Source organism: Nonomuraea fuscirosea (assembly GCF_003001935.1).
Taxonomy (GTDB): Bacteria; Actinomycetota; Actinomycetes; order Streptosporangiales; family Streptosporangiaceae; genus Nonomuraea; species Nonomuraea fuscirosea.
This window is the reverse complement of sequence record NZ_PVNG01000039.1, coordinates 45,385-63,068: the sequence shown is the minus strand read 5'-3', so window position 1 is coordinate 63,068 and position 17,684 is coordinate 45,385. Positions and strand designations below refer to the sequence as shown.

At 66.2% G+C, this 17,684-nt stretch carries 15 protein-coding genes and 1 pseudogene; 9 read left to right on the top strand and 7 right to left on the bottom strand.

All coding sequences use genetic code 11. The annotated features are described in order from the left end of the window. Positions 1–100 precede the first annotated feature (100 nt). Positions 101–1,135 (bottom strand): helix-turn-helix domain-containing protein, encoded by a 1,035-nt coding sequence (locus B0I32_RS53005; RefSeq protein WP_146178667.1) that lies wholly within the window; start codon positions 1,133–1,135, stop codon positions 101–103. A 170-nt stretch (positions 1,136–1,305) separates the two neighbouring features. Between B0I32_RS53005 and B0I32_RS53000 the strand changes: the two genes are divergently transcribed. From B0I32_RS53000 to B0I32_RS52990, 4 genes are all read left to right on the top strand, one after another. After that, a complete protein-coding gene (locus B0I32_RS53000) occupies positions 1,306–1,545 on the top strand; it encodes a DNA-binding protein (RefSeq protein WP_181308786.1) in 240 nt (79 codons plus the stop codon). Between the two features lie 124 nt (positions 1,546–1,669). Continuing rightward, the gene (locus tag B0I32_RS58515; RefSeq protein WP_181308784.1) at positions 1,670–2,539 is read left to right on the top strand and encodes a hypothetical protein; all 870 of its coding nucleotides are present in this window, start codon (positions 1,670–1,672) and stop codon (positions 2,537–2,539) included. Beyond that, positions 2,536–4,074 (top strand): YfjI family protein, encoded by a 1,539-nt coding sequence (locus B0I32_RS52995; protein ID WP_181308782.1) that lies wholly within the window; start codon positions 2,536–2,538, stop codon positions 4,072–4,074. Before B0I32_RS58515 ends, B0I32_RS52995 begins: the two co-directional genes overlap by 4 nt. Positions 4,075–4,600: 526 nt before the next feature. Further along, positions 4,601–4,954 (top strand): hypothetical protein, encoded by a 354-nt coding sequence (locus B0I32_RS52990; RefSeq protein ID WP_106252820.1) that lies wholly within the window; start codon positions 4,601–4,603, stop codon positions 4,952–4,954. A gap of 70 nt (positions 4,955–5,024) precedes the next feature. On the opposite strand, the gene B0I32_RS59335 is transcribed toward B0I32_RS52990, so the two are convergent. Then, complete coding sequence (locus tag B0I32_RS59335; RefSeq protein WP_219912489.1) at positions 5,025–5,645, bottom strand: reverse transcriptase domain-containing protein; 621 nt, start codon at positions 5,643–5,645, stop codon at positions 5,025–5,027. Further along, positions 5,572–5,967: an RNA-dependent RNA polymerase family protein gene (locus B0I32_RS59330; protein WP_219912488.1), complete on the bottom strand. Its 396-nt coding sequence runs from the start codon at positions 5,965–5,967 to the stop codon at positions 5,572–5,574. Before B0I32_RS59330 ends, B0I32_RS59335 begins: the two co-directional genes overlap by 74 nt. 891 nt (positions 5,968–6,858) lie before the next feature. Between B0I32_RS59330 and B0I32_RS57115 the strand changes: the two genes are divergently transcribed. Further along, the gene (locus B0I32_RS57115) at positions 6,859–7,644 is read left to right on the top strand and encodes a DUF732 domain-containing protein (RefSeq protein WP_146178666.1); all 786 of its coding nucleotides are present in this window, start codon (positions 6,859–6,861) and stop codon (positions 7,642–7,644) included. Positions 7,645–7,844: 200 nt separating this feature from the next. Continuing rightward, positions 7,845–9,133: pseudogene (locus B0I32_RS52980) on the top strand (IS701 family transposase). A gap of 110 nt (positions 9,134–9,243) precedes the next feature. On the opposite strand, the gene mobF reads toward B0I32_RS52980, so the two are convergent. After that, positions 9,244–14,520 (bottom strand): MobF family relaxase, encoded by a 5,277-nt coding sequence (gene mobF, locus B0I32_RS52975; protein ID WP_106252817.1) that lies wholly within the window; start codon positions 14,518–14,520, stop codon positions 9,244–9,246. Positions 14,521–14,783: 263 nt separating this feature from the next. On the opposite strand from mobF, the gene B0I32_RS52970 reads away from it, so the two are divergent. Then, positions 14,784–15,002 (top strand): hypothetical protein, encoded by a 219-nt coding sequence (locus tag B0I32_RS52970; RefSeq protein WP_146178665.1) that lies wholly within the window; start codon positions 14,784–14,786, stop codon positions 15,000–15,002. A gap of 36 nt (positions 15,003–15,038) precedes the next feature. Here B0I32_RS52970 and B0I32_RS52965 read toward each other — a convergent pair whose 3' ends face one another. Then, on the bottom strand, positions 15,039–15,422 hold the full coding sequence (locus tag B0I32_RS52965) for a hypothetical protein (protein WP_106252813.1): 384 nt from the start codon (positions 15,420–15,422) through the stop codon (positions 15,039–15,041). Positions 15,423–15,544: 122 nt separating this feature from the next. On the opposite strand from B0I32_RS52965, the gene B0I32_RS52960 reads away from it, so the two are divergent. Further along, a complete protein-coding gene (locus tag B0I32_RS52960; RefSeq protein WP_106252812.1) occupies positions 15,545–15,931 on the top strand; it encodes a hypothetical protein in 387 nt (128 codons plus the stop codon). Positions 15,932–16,056: 125 nt separating this feature from the next. Beyond that, positions 16,057–16,419, top strand: coding sequence for a hypothetical protein (locus tag B0I32_RS52955; protein WP_106252810.1), 363 nt, complete (start codon positions 16,057–16,059; stop codon positions 16,417–16,419). A 359-nt stretch (positions 16,420–16,778) separates the two neighbouring features. Here B0I32_RS52955 and B0I32_RS52950 read toward each other — a convergent pair whose 3' ends face one another. Together B0I32_RS52950 and B0I32_RS52945 are read right to left on the bottom strand one after the other, a co-directional pair. Then, positions 16,779–17,072: a hypothetical protein gene (locus tag B0I32_RS52950; protein WP_146178664.1), complete on the bottom strand. Its 294-nt coding sequence runs from the start codon at positions 17,070–17,072 to the stop codon at positions 16,779–16,781. Positions 17,073–17,164: 92 nt separating this feature from the next. After that, positions 17,165–17,668 carry a single-stranded DNA-binding protein gene (locus B0I32_RS52945; RefSeq protein WP_106252807.1) on the bottom strand — a complete coding sequence of 168 codons (504 nt, stop codon included), beginning with the start codon at positions 17,666–17,668 and terminating at the stop codon, positions 17,165–17,167. Positions 17,669–17,684 lie beyond the last annotated feature (16 nt).

Here is a 17,684-nt window from a genome sequence, read left to right as displayed (position 1 = left end):
GCTGCAGCCCAAGCAAAGCTGGCCATCTCTGCAAGGCCATCGCCGTCCTTCAGAACCACCGCGTTGCTCAGGCCGCCTGAGATGACAAAGACTCATTGACTCACCCCATTCCTGATTCGCGATACATGTCACCAAGGTCTTTCGCATCCCGGTAATCCTCCACACTCACCCCGAGTTCCCCAGCGGATCGCGCCTGCTGGTCCCGCGTTTCGTGGACTTCTCCGCGCAGCCCGATGCGGGCCGCGAGGCTTTCGAGATGATCGTGCCGATCTTGAGGCGCGCGGGCGATGATCTCTCGCAGGCGTCGATCGATATCTGCCACTACCTCATCGACGGGGTGTGGCGTGCCACGAGCGTAGGAATCGATGAGAGGCATGGCGGCTTCCAGCAGGTCAGCGCGGATCAGTGTCTGGGCGAAGTGATCGAGCAGGTCCGGGACCACTCGCACGGGGGTGCCGGGGATGCGTGAGGCGAACAGTTCCCGTGCGTGCAGAAGGTCGGCTACGACGCTGTGCCGTCGGCGGACATCGTCCGTAGGCGGGGCCATGTCCCGCCCGGTTCCGAGGGTCTGTAACGTCCGTTCGAGCTTGGAGTAGGCGGCGGTCGCGTCGTGCCAGGACGGCTTGTGACGCCACACCTTGATCGCCTCGCTCGCCTGATCCGCGCCGACTCTGCGCTGGGTGAGAAACTCCTGGTAGAGGGTGCGGCTGTCCGGTTGGCTGAGACGGTAGCGCAGGCGTGCCCAAGCCAGGAGGAACTGTGCGTGCCGGGCCTTGGCCTTCCGCCCTTCACGGGTGACGGTCCGGCTGAGCTCGTGCAGGTCGCGTCCTTCGGCTGCTTCGGGGGGAAGGGGTAGCTCTTCCAAGGGGATGCCGAACACGCGGGCCATGGCGATCGCCTCGTCCACGCTTATCATGCGGCGACTGCCGTCTGGCTTGGGGTTGACGATCTTCGAAATCGCCGACTGGTGTGTCGGGCATCCGGCGTTCGTCAGCTCTTGGGCCATGCGTTCTTGTGACCAGCCGCGCCGGCGCATCTCCCAGGCAACCCGCAGGGCGACGTTCTCCTCGCTCAGGGTGCGGGCATGGGAGCCAGACGAGTCCTGCTCGGAATTGCCGGACATTGCGTCACCCATCGATTATCTCCATCTCCATCCGAATGGGATGGGAGGCTACAAGCATTTGGGTTGATTGTCCATCATCGATCATGCCATCCTGATCGCGAGCATCTTTCCATCCCGCTGTGATGACACCGCCCGGCACCCTCCCACGACCTCGGGCGGCTCCCCTGGAGAAAGGCCTGCCCATGGCACAAGCCCTGACCACCAAGGAACTACTCGCCCTACCTGCCACCGTCGACCTCCCCACCGCAGGGAAGGCGTTCGGCATCGGCCGTACGAAGTCACATGAACTCGCCCGCAAAGGTCAATTCCCCTGCCGTGTCCTGCGCGTCGGCAACACCTACCGCGTCGGCCGGGCCGACATCCTGCGTTGCCTCAACATCGACGACCCGGCGCTCAGCCCGGCGATCGAGATCGCCTCCTGACCACCGATCACCCCCAACAGCCCCACGTCCAACCGCAACGAGCAGAATCGGGTGATCCGGTGCAGGCCGTCCTCATCACTCGCCTCAACCAGCCACGTGCCGGCACACAGCACGGAGCGACCCTATGACCGCTCCCTTCGCGCTGATCCTCCAAGCGCTCTACGACAAGACCGGGGACGCGCCCCGCGGTTCAGCCACGCAGAAGAGCGCCCGGTGTCCCGCGCATGATGACCGGCACCCGTCTCTCTCGGTCGGCGTGACCCCGGACGGGGTGGTCATGCTCACCTGCCACGGCGGCGCGCGATGCTCCGTGCAGGACGTCATGGCAGCCCTCGATCTGCCCATGACCGCGTTATGGCCGGCAGACACGCGGAAGACTCGCCGGCTCAAGCCCACCGTCGACCGTTGGATGCCGTGCGGGCACGATCGCGTGGCCGATTACCGCTACACCGACGAGCACGGGCACCTCCTCTACGGGGTCTCCCGCTGCAACCGCAAGGGCAACGGCTGCCAGGGCTTCCGCCAATGGCGACCCGACCCCTCCACCCGTTCCGGCCGCCGCTGGAGCCTGCACGGCCCTGACGGCAACCTGGCCGTACGCCTCGTGCCCTATCGCCTGCCCGAGGTCATCACCGCCGTCCACGAACAGCGCGTCATCATGATCCCCGAGGGAGAAAAGGACGTCGAAACCCTGCGCGCCCGGCCCGGCATCACCGCCACCTGCAACGCGATGGGCGCCGGCAAATGGCAACCCGACTTCGCCCGCTACTTCCACGGTGCCGACGTCTCCATCATCGCCGACCGCAACCAGGCCGGCCGCCACCACGCCGAAGCCGTCGTGGCCAACCTGCTACCGGTCGCACGCTCCATCTACGTGCTACAGGCCCGCCATGGCGTGGACGCCCACGACCACCTCACCAGCGGAGGCACTACCGGCGACTTCCTCCCAGTCTGGGCTCCCAAGCCGTTCCCACGCGAGGAGATCCGCCAGTGACCACGGAGCCGAACTGGGCCCCCGACATCCCCAAGCCCGACGCGCCCCACAACGGGGAGACGTGGGAGGAGATCATCCCGCTCGGCTCACGACTCGTCCCGCCCGCCTTCCCCGTAACCTGCCTGCCGATCTGGCTGCGCAACATGATCGACGGGGTCGCCGAGGAGACCCAGACCGCGCCCGACATCGCCGCCGCCTTCGGCCTCGGCGCCCTGTCCACCGCCGCCGGCGGCAAGGCCATCATCCGGGTCCGCGGCGGATGGCACGAACCCCTCAACCTCTTCCTCGCCTGCGTCGCCCCGCCCGCCACCCGCAAATCAGCCGTCTTCCGCGCCATGACCGCCCCCCTGTACGCAGCCGAAGAGGCTCTGGTGACCGCGGGCCGCGCCAAGACCCGGCAGGCGGAATTGCTGCGCCTGCAACTGGAAGAAGCCGACAAACAAGCCCGGACGCGAGCCGTCAGAACCGGCTCGGCCAGCGACCTGGCCGAAGCCGAATCCACCGCCCTGGCCCTGGCCGAGATCACGGTCCCGCACGAGGTCCAGCTCATCGCCAAGAACGTCACCCCCGAGGAATGCTCGACCATCCTGTCCGAGCAGGACGGGCGCCTGGCCATCCTGTCCGCGGAGGGCGACATCTTCGACATCATCTGCGGCCGCTACAGCAACGGCGTCCCCACCCTCACCCCGTTCCTCGAAGCCCACGCCGGCGACGTCCTCAAGGTCAACCGCCGCAGCCGAGCCGAATACGTCAAATCTCCCGCTCTGACCATCGCGGTGTGCATCCAGCCCGCCGTTCTGACCGTCATCGCCGAAAAGCCCCGCCTGCGCGGCCAAGGCCTACTGGCCCGATTCCTGTACGCCCTGCCGCCGGACACCGTCGGCTACCGCAAGAGCGCCCCCGACCTCGTCCCTGACGACGTCCGCGAAACCTACACCGACACCTTGCAGACCATAGTCCTCAGCCTCGCCGAATGGGACCAGCCGCAGGTCCTGTCCCTGTCTCCTGCCGCCGACCAGCTCGTCACGGCCTTCCAGGACGAGATCGAGCCCAAGCTCCGCGCCGGTATCGGCGAGCTGGACAGCCTGCGGGACTGGGCCGGCAAGCTCGTCGGCGCCTGCGTCCGCATCGCCGGACTACTGCACCTCGCCACGCACGCCGACGACGGCTTCCGCAAACCCGTCACCGAGGACATCATGCGCGACGCCATCGAGATCGCCCGCTACCACATCGCCCACGCGGCAGCCTGCTTCGGCGTCATGGTCGAAGGCCCCCACACCCAGCTCGCCCGCGACGCGCTCAACTGGATCACCAAGAACGACAAGGTGACCCAAAGCAGAACCTTCAGCCAACGCGATCTCCACCGCCGGCTCCAGTCGAAAGCCAAGGACGCGGCCACCGTCAGCGCGGTCCTTTCACTTCTGGACACCCACGGCTACATCCGCTCCCTCCCCCAGCCGGAACGCGACTCTCGAGGCGGCAGAACGCCCTCCCCGCGGTTCTCCGTCAACCCCGTCCTCTTCGAGCAGCGATGACAGAACCGACACAACCCTCCCGACCTGCGCCAACACGCCCGACAGAACGGAGAGACGAAACCATGACGATATTCACGACCGATGACAGAACTTCAACCTCCCTGCCCCCTGCAGCGCTCTGGTGCACAGACGCGGTTCCGTCATCGCCGGCTCCATTGCGTCACAGCTCTGTCCGCCCCTCCGTCATCAGCCAACGCTCCTGGTCAGCGCCCGAAAGTGGAGTTCTGTCAGTTACGTCAACGGCTTCCGAGCCCACAGGCTCTCCGTACGAACGACTTCACCTCACCAGGTCCGGGCGCCCGGCACAGACCTCTCGCGCCCCGTTCACGCGGCGGCCCTGCCGCACGCTCCGCCGCCAACCATCCAAGCCAGGCCAATCGGTACGACCAAGCCAAGATCGGCGATCACGTGTGAGGTGGCCCCTCACACCACGGACTGTGAGGCAGCGCCTCACAACGAAACAGAGAACAGAAGGTGGGCGGTAGTCATGGGTACCCCCGCTCGCGGTAGGCATCGTAAGCGCGTTGTGGAGACCGAGGACTACGTCGCCATGTTGCACCGGATGGTCGAAGCGCTCGCCCGGCGACTGGCCGATGATCCGGTCGGGCTCGTGCACGTCGAGCCGTTGCGCGAGCACCTGCGCGACGCGATGAACACGGCCATCGCGATCAACCAGGAAAAGCCGCGCGGCTACTCCTTCGGCGAGTTGGCCAAGATCCTCGGCATCAAGCGCGAGTCAGTCTACGAACGCGCGATCAAGGGACGCGCACTGCTGGCAGAGTTGCGTACCCGGCTCGGCGTCGTCAGCCTGCGCGAGCACCGCCAGGAACAACTCGATCGAGCCGGCGTACCCGATCGCCGCATTGCCGGCGGAGGATGATCATCAGCGCGCTACGGTACTCACGCCACGGCGGCGGGCACGACATCCCATCAGCGATCACCTCACCCAGTTACCGGCAGGGGCACGGTCTTTCATCAGGACTCAACGTCCAGGAGCCAAGAGTGCTCACCCGCATCCGATCGCGAGCGTGCTGCATGGCCCGGTCTGCGGGCCAGCGAGCAAGGAAAGTGACGAGCCGTTTTGCCGTCCCGCCCAGTGCTGCGTACCAGCCGATGGTGAAAGCCGAGAAGTCCAGCCCTTCTCCACCGACCTCCAAGCGCACAATTCGGGTCTTGGCCGCCTTCGGCCTCAGGCCGAGTTCGGCCAGCAACTCGGTCAACCGCGCGAGCGCGCGTTCGGCCTGGCTGCGCGACCAGCACATCACCGTCACGTCGTCGGCATAGCGCACCAGGACCCCATCGCCGTCGTCCCACGTCCGATCCAGCCAGTGCAGGTAGACGTTGCACAAGACGGGTGAAATCACCCCGCCTTGCGCGGTTCCGGTGACCGGCCGACGCACCTGCCCCTCCTCCATCACCCCAGCGCGCAAGATCACACTCAAGAACTTGAGGACGGACTGGTCGCAAACGCATTCCTCGACCGCTCGTATCAACTCGTCATGCGGAATCGCCGAAAAGCAGTCGGCGATGTCCGTCTCCACCACCCCACCGGCGCCCGCGATAACACTCATCGACGAACACCTGCAAGGCGTCGTGCGCCGAGCATCTCGGACGGAACCCGAACGAGAAGCCCAGCATGTCCGCCTCGAAGACCGGTTCGAACACAATCTTCAGGGCTGCCTGCACGACCCGGTCACGAACAGCGGGAATCGATAGCGGCCTACGCTCCACACTGCCCGGCTTGGGGATCAACACCCGCCGCACCGGAAGCGGACGATACCGCCCCTCCCGCAGTTCACCGGCCAGCTCATCGAGCAGCCGGACAACGCCGTACTCCTCGACCTCAACCAGAGTGGTCTTGTCGGTACCCGGTGCGCCGTTGTTGGCGCGCACCGCAACCCATCCACACTGCAGCACGTCTCTGCGGCAGATCTTGTCGAACAGCGCATGGAATCGAGGCCCGGGATCGGCCTTGGCCGCCCTTTAAAGCGCATGCTGCAAGGCTCGGACCGCATCACGCGCAACCCTCGGTTCCCGCGATCCCGAGGCGGCGGGACTAGCCTGACCGGCACTCACCGGGCCCCTCCTCAACAGTCGCTGTACATCGACGAAGCAGCGGCCCTCCCCTCACCGCCGGTTATGTTGTCCGGTCGGCTCCAGCAGTACTACGGCCGCCTCCGACACCCACCCGGCCGGCACTCCACTTCCCGGCGTTGACCGGTTATAGGACGCCACGCTCCAGCAACACGATCACCCGCAGGTTGCCGGGCCGGGGAGGGCCTCCCCAGTTCCCGCCGCCACTCTCAATACGTTCCGCACCCCATGCGCCGGGGACTCCTTAACGGCTTCGGGGGCTCGGCTCTCCCTTGTTCCCGACCTTGCGGCCGGGCCTTTGACGCTGGGCTTCGACCCCGCCCGTTTCCAGACGAAGCCGCCAGCCTGCTACCGGGCCTCCTGGCAGCTACCCGGACCGGACTTCCACCGGCAAGCGACGACGAGCTTACAAACAGATGATCAGCCGCTATGTCACGGCTTCACCTCCGTCCTGCTGGACGCACGAAAGATCGAGGTTAGCAAGGAGGCCCGCCCCCCCTTTGCAAGATTTTCACCCCGACCTAGTTGATTCGATAGCCGTTGAAATGGTGAGGTCTTAATAAGAGGTTCTAGCTCCGGGTCGACGTGTTGAGATCACCGCGTTTTGCCACTGGCCGTACTGGGCCTTCAAGTGCAGGCAATGCACAGACCGGATGAACGCATTTACGCTTGTGCCATGAGGAGAAGAGCATGTCTCCTATACTTATAAAATGCTCATGGCGGTCAATTGCTACAGCAATCCTTTTTGTTGTCTCCCTATTTGGATCTAGCCCAATCATCGCGCAACTGCCAGCTGTACTGAATCCGGATGACGAGCAGTTCCTCGCCGACATTCACGATGCGGGTATCGTCGCACCCGACGGTCAAGCGATCCAGGTCGCCCACCAGGTGGTCGACAGTGCTTACAGGACAACGACCGAATTCGGAGTCTACGACTACCACGTCCCGGCGTTCGTCCAAGCTGCGATGAACGCATATGGGCAAGGCGTAGTGTCATCTGGGCCAAGCCTAGACAGGCAGTTCCTCGCCGACATTCACGATGCGGGTATCGTCGCACCCGACGGTCAAGCGATCCAGGTCGCCCACCAGGTGGTCGACAGTACTTACAGGACAACGACCGAATTCGGAGTCTACGACTACCACGTCCCGGCGTTCGTCCAAGCTGCGATGAACGCATACGCGCCAAACACGACTTCTTCAAGCTCATCCTCGGGCGAGGTAGACGAACAGTTTCTCAGCAAGATCCGTGCAGCAGGCTTCCCGGAAGCCCAGATGTCGGACCGGGACGCCATCCACTCCGCACACAAGATAGTCGACTGGCTCTGCAGTGACGTGCCCAGTATTCGTAACACGGTGGAAGGCTACCTGGCCGAGAATTACAGAATAACCGAACGCGAAGGGCCTGGCGGTAGCAGAGCATTCACGGAGGCGGCTCTCGAGTCATATAGAGGAGTCAGCTCGGGTGCAGACTGCTGACTGCAACTCCAGGGCGTCGGCCGCACTCTATCCTAGTACGGCAGCCGCCATTTGCTGTGTGAGCTGGGATGACGCCGTGGCTGGTCGATACGATCGTTTGACGGGTTTCCCGTACAACGAGAGCAGCCGCTCGTGATCATGTCTGTGTGACGAGAACGAGATCCAAAGCGGCTGCTGCCCTCATCGTAGAGGCCCAGCGGGTGCAACGGAACCTGGATGACCTGATGACCGCGCTGGCGCCGATGTTCACCCGGATCGAGCCGCGGCTGCAGGCCGCCAAGTACATCCGAGCGGTGATGTCGGAGCTGCCCAGGCGCAACGGCTGGACGATCGCCGAATGGATCGGCGACCGCCGTCCGGACGCCACCCAGCGCCTGCTGAACCGTGCCCGGTGGGACACCGCGGGCGCAATGAGCACGATCCGCCGGTTCGCCGTCACCCGGCTCGATGCCGCCGCCCGGCCGGGCAGCCTGACCGTCGGCGTGCTGGATGAGTCCGGTCAGGAGAAGAAGGGCGTGGTGCTGGCGGGTGTCAAGCGCCAGCACATGGGCTGCGCCGGTGGCATCGACAACGGCATCAACACCGTCTACCTGGCCTACGTCCGTGCCGGGGCCGGGCATGCGCTGATCGGCGCCCGGCAGTGGATCCCCGCCAAGCAGATCAGCGACCCCGTCACCGCGATCAGCACCGGCCTGCCGTTGGATCTGACCTTCGCCACCAAGGGCGAACTGGCCATCGACCTGCTGTGCGAGGCCTACGCCGACGACGTTCGCCTGGACTTCGTGACCGGTGACGAGGTCTACGGTGCCTGCACCAAGCTCCGTGCCTTCCTGGAAGAACGCGGCCAGGCCTACGTCCTGCGCATCCGCGCCACCTTCACCCTCACCCTCGGCGGCGGCAGCTGCTTGACCTGCACCCAGGCCGTGGCCAAGTACCTGAAGCAGAAGCGCAAGTGGGTCATCCGCTCGGCCGGTGACGGCTCCAAGGGCGAGCGCACCTACGCCTGGGCCTGGATCGCCACCGCCGGCACCACCCACTACCTGCTGGTCCGCAAGCACCGCACCACTGGTGAACTGGCCTTCTGCTACTGCTTTGTCCCCGAGGGCCAGCCGGTCACGCTACCCCGCCTGATCGCCGCCGCAGGGCTGAGGTGGCCGGTGGAGGAGAGTTTCGAAGCCGGCAAGAGCCTGTTCGGCCTGGACGAATTCCAGGTCCGCCTCTATGAGGCCCTGCTCCGGCACCTCGTCCTGGTCATGGCCGCCCTGGCCGTCTGCGTGACCAGCGCCGCGGCGGCCCGGCACCGCTCGGACACCCAAGTCATGAAGCCCAGCCACCCCGATGAACAGCCGCCCGAGGATCCCGGCCTGGTCCGCTGACGGTCGCCTAGATCAAGCACCTGTTCAACGCCGCCACCACCCGCACACCGTCGCTGGAACACGCCGCGCATTGGTCAACCTGAAAACGCCGTCATCAAGCACGAGCTCGCTAGTTTCATCACCGAGTTCGCCTGACCACTGCATATATCCAGGTCAGCTAACAAATGGCGGCTGCCGTACTAGGTGTTGGGTTTGCGCTGAGCCGTAACCCTCGTGACGTGAGTCAAGGCTCAGCCAATTGGTTCTGCTCGCGATCTCTGTGCTCCGGCACTCGCTCCTGAACCCGGCGGCGAGTTGCCGGTATTCGGCCGGCGACTCGGTGGGCCTGCCGTAGTTCTAGCTCTTCACGAAGGCGCTGCTGATGCTCGGCTCGGGCGTCGTGCTCTGCCTTGCGTTGTCCGTGGGGCAGGCTTCGGCGGCGCTCGACTTCTTCTACGGTGGCCTGCAGCATGCGAGCCGTCTGAAGGGCCTTTCGGCGGGCCTCCTCGAGACGGTCTCGGCTTGACTCCAAGTCGGCGGCTTGGGCTAGCTGCCGCGTTTGCTCCCAGGTGCGCTCCAGTTCAGCGGCCTGCTGGCGAATCTGCGGCCACGAGGTGCGGGAGGGGGCCTGCTCTGCGCTGGCATGGGCGGCCCGACTCGCTTCGAGGTGCGCGCGTTCGGCCGTCTGCGATTGCTGCAAGAGGTCGGCGTGGCGCTGGTAGAGCCGGACGAGCTGGCTCTCCAGGGCGGTGCGTCGCGCTCGTGTCCCAGGTCGCACGCGTCCCAGCGTGGGCAGTTCGCGACGGATCTGTTGGATCTGTTCCAAGATCGTCCCATTCTGTTGGATGAGGTCGCTCAGGCGTTGGGCCAGCACGTCGCGTCGCCGGGCGGCCTCGTCTGCGGCGTCGATGCTCCGCAGGTGTCCCGCCAGTTCGCCACGACGCTGCTGGAGGTCTTGCTCAACCGGGCCGCCGTGTTCGGTCAGGCGGGTCAGCTGGTCTTCTGCGGTTCGTACTGTGGCGGCGAGCTCCTGTTGCTGCCGGCGGAGTTCTGTCATGCGGGCGGAGAGTTGGCTGGTCATCAACAAGCCCACCCCGTCGGGCATGCTGGCCAGGGTGCTCAGGAGCTCCTGCTGTTGCTGCCTGGCGTAATGGTGATCGCGGGCGGCATGCTCGACGCGCTGCCGGGCTTGGGGCAGGGCGTCACGGCGGGCGATCTCGTTCTGGACCGCGTCCAGTTCGCTGCGGATCTGCTGCTGGGTGGCTCGGGCGGTGACGGTGTCGTGCTCGGCGGCCTGGACGTCGGCCTGTCGGCCGGCGTGCAAGATGTCGTCCCAGTGGCGGGTCAGCTGGTTCTGCTGGTGGCGGATCAGCGGCCATACCGTACGCGGGGGCGCCTGGGTGAGGGCTTGGTGGGCTTGTTCTCTCGCGGTGGCGTGCGCGCCCTGTGCCGCCGAAAGGAGAGCGCTCGGCTGACCGATGTTGAGCTCGGCGGACTGGGCGCGCTCCAGTTCTAGTTCGGCTTGGTGAAGTCGTTCCTGCGCCGCGATGACCTCTTCGATGCGGTCTAACTGCTCCGTGAGCTGTACGCGTTTGCTGGTCAGTTCTCGTTCGGCGGGGCCGCCTCCGGTGGCGGCATAGGTTCGGGCGCGTTGTTCGGCGGCGGTCAGGGCGGTGGCGGCGTCGCGGGCTTGGGCGGTGAGTTCGTCGGCGCGGGTGGTGAGTTGTTCTGGCGTGAGCAGTCCGACGCGGTAGGGCGTGTGGGAGAGGGCGAGCAAGGCGCCGGCCTGCCGCATCGCCGCGACGGTGTCGTCATCGCGTGAGGGGAACTCGGGCTTCTGTCGCGCAGGCCGGGTAGTGGGACGTTCGTGTTCGTCCTGCCGGCGTGCTTCGCCGTCCGGCCTATCGGCGGTTGGGAAGTCGCGGGCAGTCAGGGCTTGGCGGGCGGCTTGCCAGGCCGCTTCGCGGTCAGGGGCGAGTGGTCCAGGGCGGTGGGCGGTCAGCAGGGAGGTGCCGTACGCCTCACTGTATGCGGCGATGACGCCGGCGCGGATGATCCATTCCTGGCGTAGGAGGGGTTCGTCGGGGACCTCGCCAAGGTGCTGCAGAGCCCAGGTGGGCGGGGATTGAGCGGCGCGTGCACCCAGCTGTTCGGTGCGCTGATCCATCCGTTCAGCGACCTCGTGGGCGTATCTGGCGAGGTCGGGATCGTCGATGTGCGGCGGCCTCTCGCGCCAACTCCAGGGCACCGCGTTTTGGCCCTCGTCGTCGGTGGCCAGCAGGCGGTTGAGGCGGTGGTGCAGTACCTGGGCGATCGAGCGGGCGCCGTCGAAGGAGCGCCGGCGCACCGCCCGGCGGATCAGATCTGTGGTGTCGCGGCCGGACAGCTCGATCCGCTGGAGCAGGGCGTCGAGCGCGCGGCGGGCGGGGTCGTTCTGCAGCCTTTCATACAGGTCGGGGGTAAGCTCGGCACCCAGCGTCCGGCGGTGGCGTGGCCGGGTGGCCAGGGTGATGATGTCGCGCCAGATGGCCATCAGATGCGCCATGTGGGTGACGCGTTCGCCTTCCTCGCGCAGGGCCTCGATGGCGGCCGGTGCGGCGTCGTCGCGATCGAGGACGTGAGCGAGGACGGTGCGGGCGTTGAGGGTGGGTGCGCCGGGCGCGGGGTCGGGGTCGGCCAGTTGGAGCGCCTGTTGGCCGCCTTCGCGCAGGTCGGCTGCGGTCAGGGCCGTGACGTCGACGTAGCCGACATTGGCGGAGCGGCCGCGGGTCAGCATGACGTACAACATCTGGTGGGTGACCCGGCCGTCGATGAGGGCGCGGGCGACGTCGACGGTGCGGCCTTGGGCTGCGTGGGTGGTGGTGGCGTAGCCGAGTTCGAGGTGCTTGGCGGCGTAGTGGGCGGGGATGTAGACGCGGCGGGCGGGTTCGCCGCCGGGGTGAGTCCGGCTGGTCAGGTGGGCGATCAGGGCCCCGTCGTCGAGGACTTGGTCGACGCGCAGGACGTCGCGGTTGGACAAGGTACGCCAGGTGCCGGCCACGTTGACGCGCCTGGTGTTGGCGCGGGCCATCACCAGGTCGCCGACGCCCGCGGTGGTGCCGTCGCGAAGCCGTACCCCGTCGGAGCTGACTTCACCGCGTCGCACCAGCTCGGCGCGCACTCGGGCCGCCAGCTCGCGGGCGTCGGCGTTGGACATGGTCAGCATCACCGCCCGCCGTCCGGCGGCGCGGTCGTCCAGGTAGTCGGACACCAGACGGGTGGTCACCTGCTCGCGGTCGCCTTCCACGATGCGGCCACGCTCGTCGTACTCGTCCACCACCCAGACCTGGCCGGCGCGCAACCGCAAGGACGCCTCGCGCTCCCAGACCGCTTCCATGCGCTCGACCACGTTCAGCGCGTACGAACCGGCGTCGGCGGCCAGCACGCGCATGAGTCCGCCCGCTTCCGGCGCTGAAAGTTGCGCGGTGTCGCCCGCCCACACCACCTTGCCGAACGCCCGTTCCGCTACCTCCTGGATGGCGGCCAGGTCGGCGGTGGGCACCATGGACGCCTCGTCGACCACAATCAGCGTGCCCGGCTCGATCCTGAGCTTGCCCGTCCGCGCCAGGGCGAGGAAACGGCGAATGTTGAACGTCCGCTCGAACCCCTCATCGGCCAGCACGTAGGAGGCGTTCGTGGACAGGGTGAGCCCGATCGAGCCCACCCCTTGGCCGGCCTGCCACAGCCCGGTCAACCGGCCCAGCGCGTAGGACTTGCCGGACCCGGCCGGGCCCTCGAACACGTCCACGGCCCGGCCCGAGGTGGCGATGCCAATAATGGCTTCGGCCTGATCCTCACGCAGTCCAGGACCGCCGTCGCTTGCGCGGCGCGGGGCCAGCCATTCCTGCACCCGTTGACGTGAGATCGCCGGAGCGGTACGAGCCTGGGCGGCCATGAGCAGCCGGTTTTCGATGGCGAGGTGATCGTCGGTGGTGAACCGCTCGGCGCAGGGCGCGACATAGGCACTGCTGCCGTTCGCCCTCCGCAGCTCGGCGGGCACCTCGACCACTTCGGGCACGTTCAGCAACCGCACCCCGTACGAGTTGCCCGCGCCGATCGCCTGTTCGGTCAGGTCCTCCAATACCTGTCTGACGGCGTTCGCGGGTAAACCACCAAGCCAGCCGGGCAGGTGGCGGTTGACGGCGCGGGTCACCTCATACCGGGAGAACACGGCCTTGGCTCGTTGAGCGTCGGCGACCGCGGCCTGCACGATTCGGTGTATCTGCTGCTCGGCTTGGGACTCTTCGGCGCCTTCCACGGCGACATCGGGTCGAGGCGTAGGAGTCGCATGGCCCGAACGCTCCAGGATCTGCTGGCTGAGAGCCGCCGCTTGCTCCCGTTCGGAGCTCGTCTCCGGTTGCGTCCGCTGGCTCAAGGCCCGGTCGGGAACTTCGGCCAGCGTACCGGATTCAACCCGTCTGGACTGCTCCATCCACTGGTCCAGCTCCGCGGCGTGGGTGGGTGCGGGAGCCTTGCTCTTTCGGGCCTTGGTGGCGCGGGTGGCGTACTGCGCCATCGAGAACAGGGCGCGAGCCGAGGGCTCGCGCTTGTGCCGGGCGACGTACTGCGCGCGCAACTGCTCCAGAAGTCCGGAGACCTCGACGCGGCGTGAGGAGAACATGCCGATCAAGTCGTCGTCGATGCCCTCGACCTCCAGCCCATGGCCGTCAGGTCGAACCCGCGTGTGGATGGGCAACGAACGGGTCAGCGTCTCCCACATGACCCGCTCAGCCAGCGCAGCCGCAGCAGGACGGACGGCGTGAATCGCTCGACTGTCCAGCGCCCGCCACTTACCGTCGGCATCGCACGGGACCCGGTTGAGGACGGGGTTGTGCACGTGCAGTTGGGGGTCGCCGTTGCGGGAGGTGTGCTGCCGGAACGAGGCGACCACCCAGCGCGGCGCGTCGACCCAGCGGCCGGTGGACCTGCCCGCCGCCTTCGGACCGTGTTTGCCGGCTCGGCTCACCCCACACACGTCCTGGTAGTACTCCAGCATCGCCGCGTTGCCCGTCATGACCGCGTCCCACACAGCGGCAGCCTGAGCCCGGAGGTCCAGAGCTTGATCGGGGTGGCCATCGCGCTCTTGCTCAGCCGCTTTCGCCAGCAGACCGGCGTGGAGCAGCGTCACGCTCTTGGGCGGGCTGAAGGTCAGGTCCAGGAAGTAGACGGGCTTGCGACCTGTGTCCTCGGCAAACTGCGCTGGTCTGCTGCCGAGCACCGGCTTGTCCGCTTCAGGGATCGACGGGTCGTCGAAGCCGGGGTCACGCGGGTCGGCGAAGCTGCGATACAGCCGTTCGAAGGCTGTCGGTTCGACCACCTCGCCGAGCGTGAACCCTAGCTCGGCGCAGGCCTCGCCGCTCCATACCCCTGGCGGTTCGCCACGCTCCTCGTCACCGATCGATGACAGGTAGTAGTTCTCTGCTCCCTTGCCGACCTGCCGCGTCAGATACCCCGGGTCGTAGCCGAGGCCGATGCTCAGCATGGGAGTGCGTCACCTCCGGGCTGTGAACCCGGACCAGGAAGCCGGATCAAGGCACCACAGCCAAGATCACGAAGGTGATCAATATAACAAGAGCGACAAAAGATGCCTAGGTGTGCAGACCGCTTCAAAGGCGTCTTTACACCTAGGCAGAGGGCGGGTGCTCCTCGCGCGGATACGGTAGGACCATCACCTCATGCGGGGACGTAGGTCCGCACTGCTGGGGCCCTGTACGTGCGCGGCAAGGTCGGGAAGGACGGCGGGCGATGAGCGCAGTAGTGACGGTTCTGCTGACGATCGGCGAGGAGGCGGAGTTGATTACGCCGCATCATGACGCCACCGCTCCCCTTCGAGTTCCGTCCCACCGCATCGCAGCGCAGGCCGGTCTGCCTGCCAACGAGCTGCCCGGTCGGCGCTTCACGGTCGAACGGCTGACGGCGACCGATGCCGACGGGTTCACCCTCGTGCACGACCCTCGGCGGTGACGATGCATGCGTGATCATCAGCGATGAGATCCGTGGTTACGTAGTCTTCGGCGGACGACCTACGCGGCGGTCCCATGTCCCGTTGAAGACGTCGATGTCCTGTCGCCGCCACAACTTCCCGGCGAGATGCGGGTAACGCTGCTGGGGAAAGTCGGGTTTCGTCTCGGCGAGCAGGTGAAGGCGCGAGCGTGAGACACCGAGGATCTTGGCGGCTTCCGCTGCGTCCACCAAGTCGTACCGACTCGGTTCACTTCGGACGATCTCGCCCAGAGCGAGCAATAGGTTTTCGCCGTCGCTCCTGGCGGGTTGGTCGCTCGCGCTGAGCGTGCTGGCGATCTCGGTCAGTTCGGCCATGGTGATTCCCAGCGCCTGGGCGACACAGGCGGCCGCGTCCCGGACCGGATCGGTCATGCTTTCCATGCCTCCAGTATGCCATTAACTATTGAAAATCATCAACGATTAATGCCATAATAGAGACATCGGCAAGGGGGTCGAAACCCCGAACCGCGCACATTGACAACTCAAGAGAGGACACCATCACGGTGGACCGCGAAGAGTACCTCGCACGCGTGGATGTACTGCTGGAAATGCTGATCGGCATCTACTTCCGCCTCACGAAGCTACTCACACTCCTCCCCGTTCCGATCGAGCTCCCCCGGATCAACGACGAGACGGACCCATTCGATGTCGTCCATGCCCTCGTCAGGGTGAGGACGCTCATCCTCGATCTTCCCCTGGACGACAAAGTCCGGTCCCTCCTGCATATGACACTCACCGAGTGGCCAGCGGTCCTCGATCTGTGTGCCTTGTGCACGATGGAAGACGAGCAGGAAGAGTATCGGATCGACGCCATTTGGCTCATGATCCAACGCCTCGGCACATTGACCGAAATGCTCGCCCCAGAACTCGGCCTTAACCTGGATCTCTGACCGTTTCCCCTGGCCTCACCCAGTTCTTCCCGGGTGAGGCCAGGGGATCATCAGGCATCGGCAAGGGAGTCGAAATCCCGAACGGTGTCGCACAGTGACAACTCAAGAAAGGCAGGCCATACCCCATGGACGAGTTGGAAGAGTTGGCCGAAATGCTCTTGGGGGCCTACGCCCTCACCAACAAACTCCTCAGTCTCCTGCCCATCCCCATCGAACTCCCGCCTATTCACACGGAGGAGTCAGGTGGTCTCCTCGGGGCTAAAGCCATGGAGCGCGCACGTATCGCGATGCTCGACCTTCCCCTGGATCCGGTCACCACGGCAATCTTCCGTGACCTCATCTTCCAGTGGCTGATAGCTCGGGACCTCTGTGTACTGGCCGTCTCTGTGGCCCCGGACCCGCACCGCATCTATGGTCTCAGGGCCGCACTCGCCAGATTCAGCGATCTGTCGGTGAAGGCAGAACGGCAACTCGGCTTCGACTGGTGAACCGAGTTCGCCAGCGGATGTGACAGGACCGGCAAGGCGGAACCCCGAAGGGTTCTGAATCGAAAACCTTGCCGGTCCCTGCACATTGACAACTCCCGAAGGAGTCCGCTCCAGTGTAACGTTCGCCGCACTCCAGTCCCCCGTCCTGTCGTTGCCGGCCAAGCCGAAAGGGCCGCGCGGCTGTTACGCCCGGGCCCCGGGATGCTGCGCGACCAGGCTCGCCGACCGGGCGGGTGGGCAGGCCGCCTGGTCCGACGAGTTGTTGCGCGCCCGGTAGGCGGCCTGCCCACCCGCGGCGCGGGGGTCTGGGGGCGGCGTAGCCCCCAGCCGCCCCGTGCCAGAGGCCAGCCCCTCCCCCGTTACGAACCCGCATCTTCCGTACGGGCGGAAGGTTCGCCCAGAATCGCCTCTGCGACGCGTTGGGCGATCTCGTCCGGCCTGGAGCGGATCAGAGTGTTGATCGAGCGAAGGTTGACGGGCCGGCCGACGTCACGGCCTTCCGGCCCGGAGACGAGCGCGATCGATGGAGCGTCGCCGACGAAAGTGATCTCCAGCTGCCAGAGACGGCGGCGCAGGATGACTCCGGGATCGGCGTTGAACTCCACGGTCCAGCCGTGCCGGCGCGCGCGACGGGCTATGGCGTCAGGATCCATCGAGGTTTCTTCCCCTTGTCAGTAGAAGGTCGTACAAGCGCTGACGATCCCGAGCGGGCGGCACTGTGGCAGTCCCGCCCGCTCGGAACTGGTCAGAAGTCCGGCTCGGAAGACTCATCGTCGCCGGTGGCGGTCGCGTGGGCGGCGGCCATGGCAGGCTCTGCTTCCGGACGATCCGCGAAAGCATTGGCCCAAGGATCTTCGGTGGGCGCGGGGCCGGATGAGCGCCCGTTCTTGACCGGGGTGACCCTCGCGGTGGCGCTACGAAGGGACGGGCCGACCTCGATGACCTCTACCTCGTAGACCGTACGTTTGCCGCCCTCGGTCGTCTCGTAGGTGCGCTGCTTGAGACGGCCCTCCACGATGACGCGCATGCCCCGCTGGAGTGACTCGGCAACATGTTCGGCCTGCTGCCGCCACACGTTGCAGGTCATGTAGAGCGGGCGTCCGTCCTTCCACTCGCCGCTCTGGCGGTCGAGAAAGCGCGGCGAGGAGGCGACGCGGAAACGGGCGACGGCATCCCCCGTAGGTGTGAAGCGCAGTTCGGGATCGTCGGTGAGGTTGCCGGTGAGGGTGATGGTGACGTCGTTGGCCATGGCAGTTCTCCCTGTG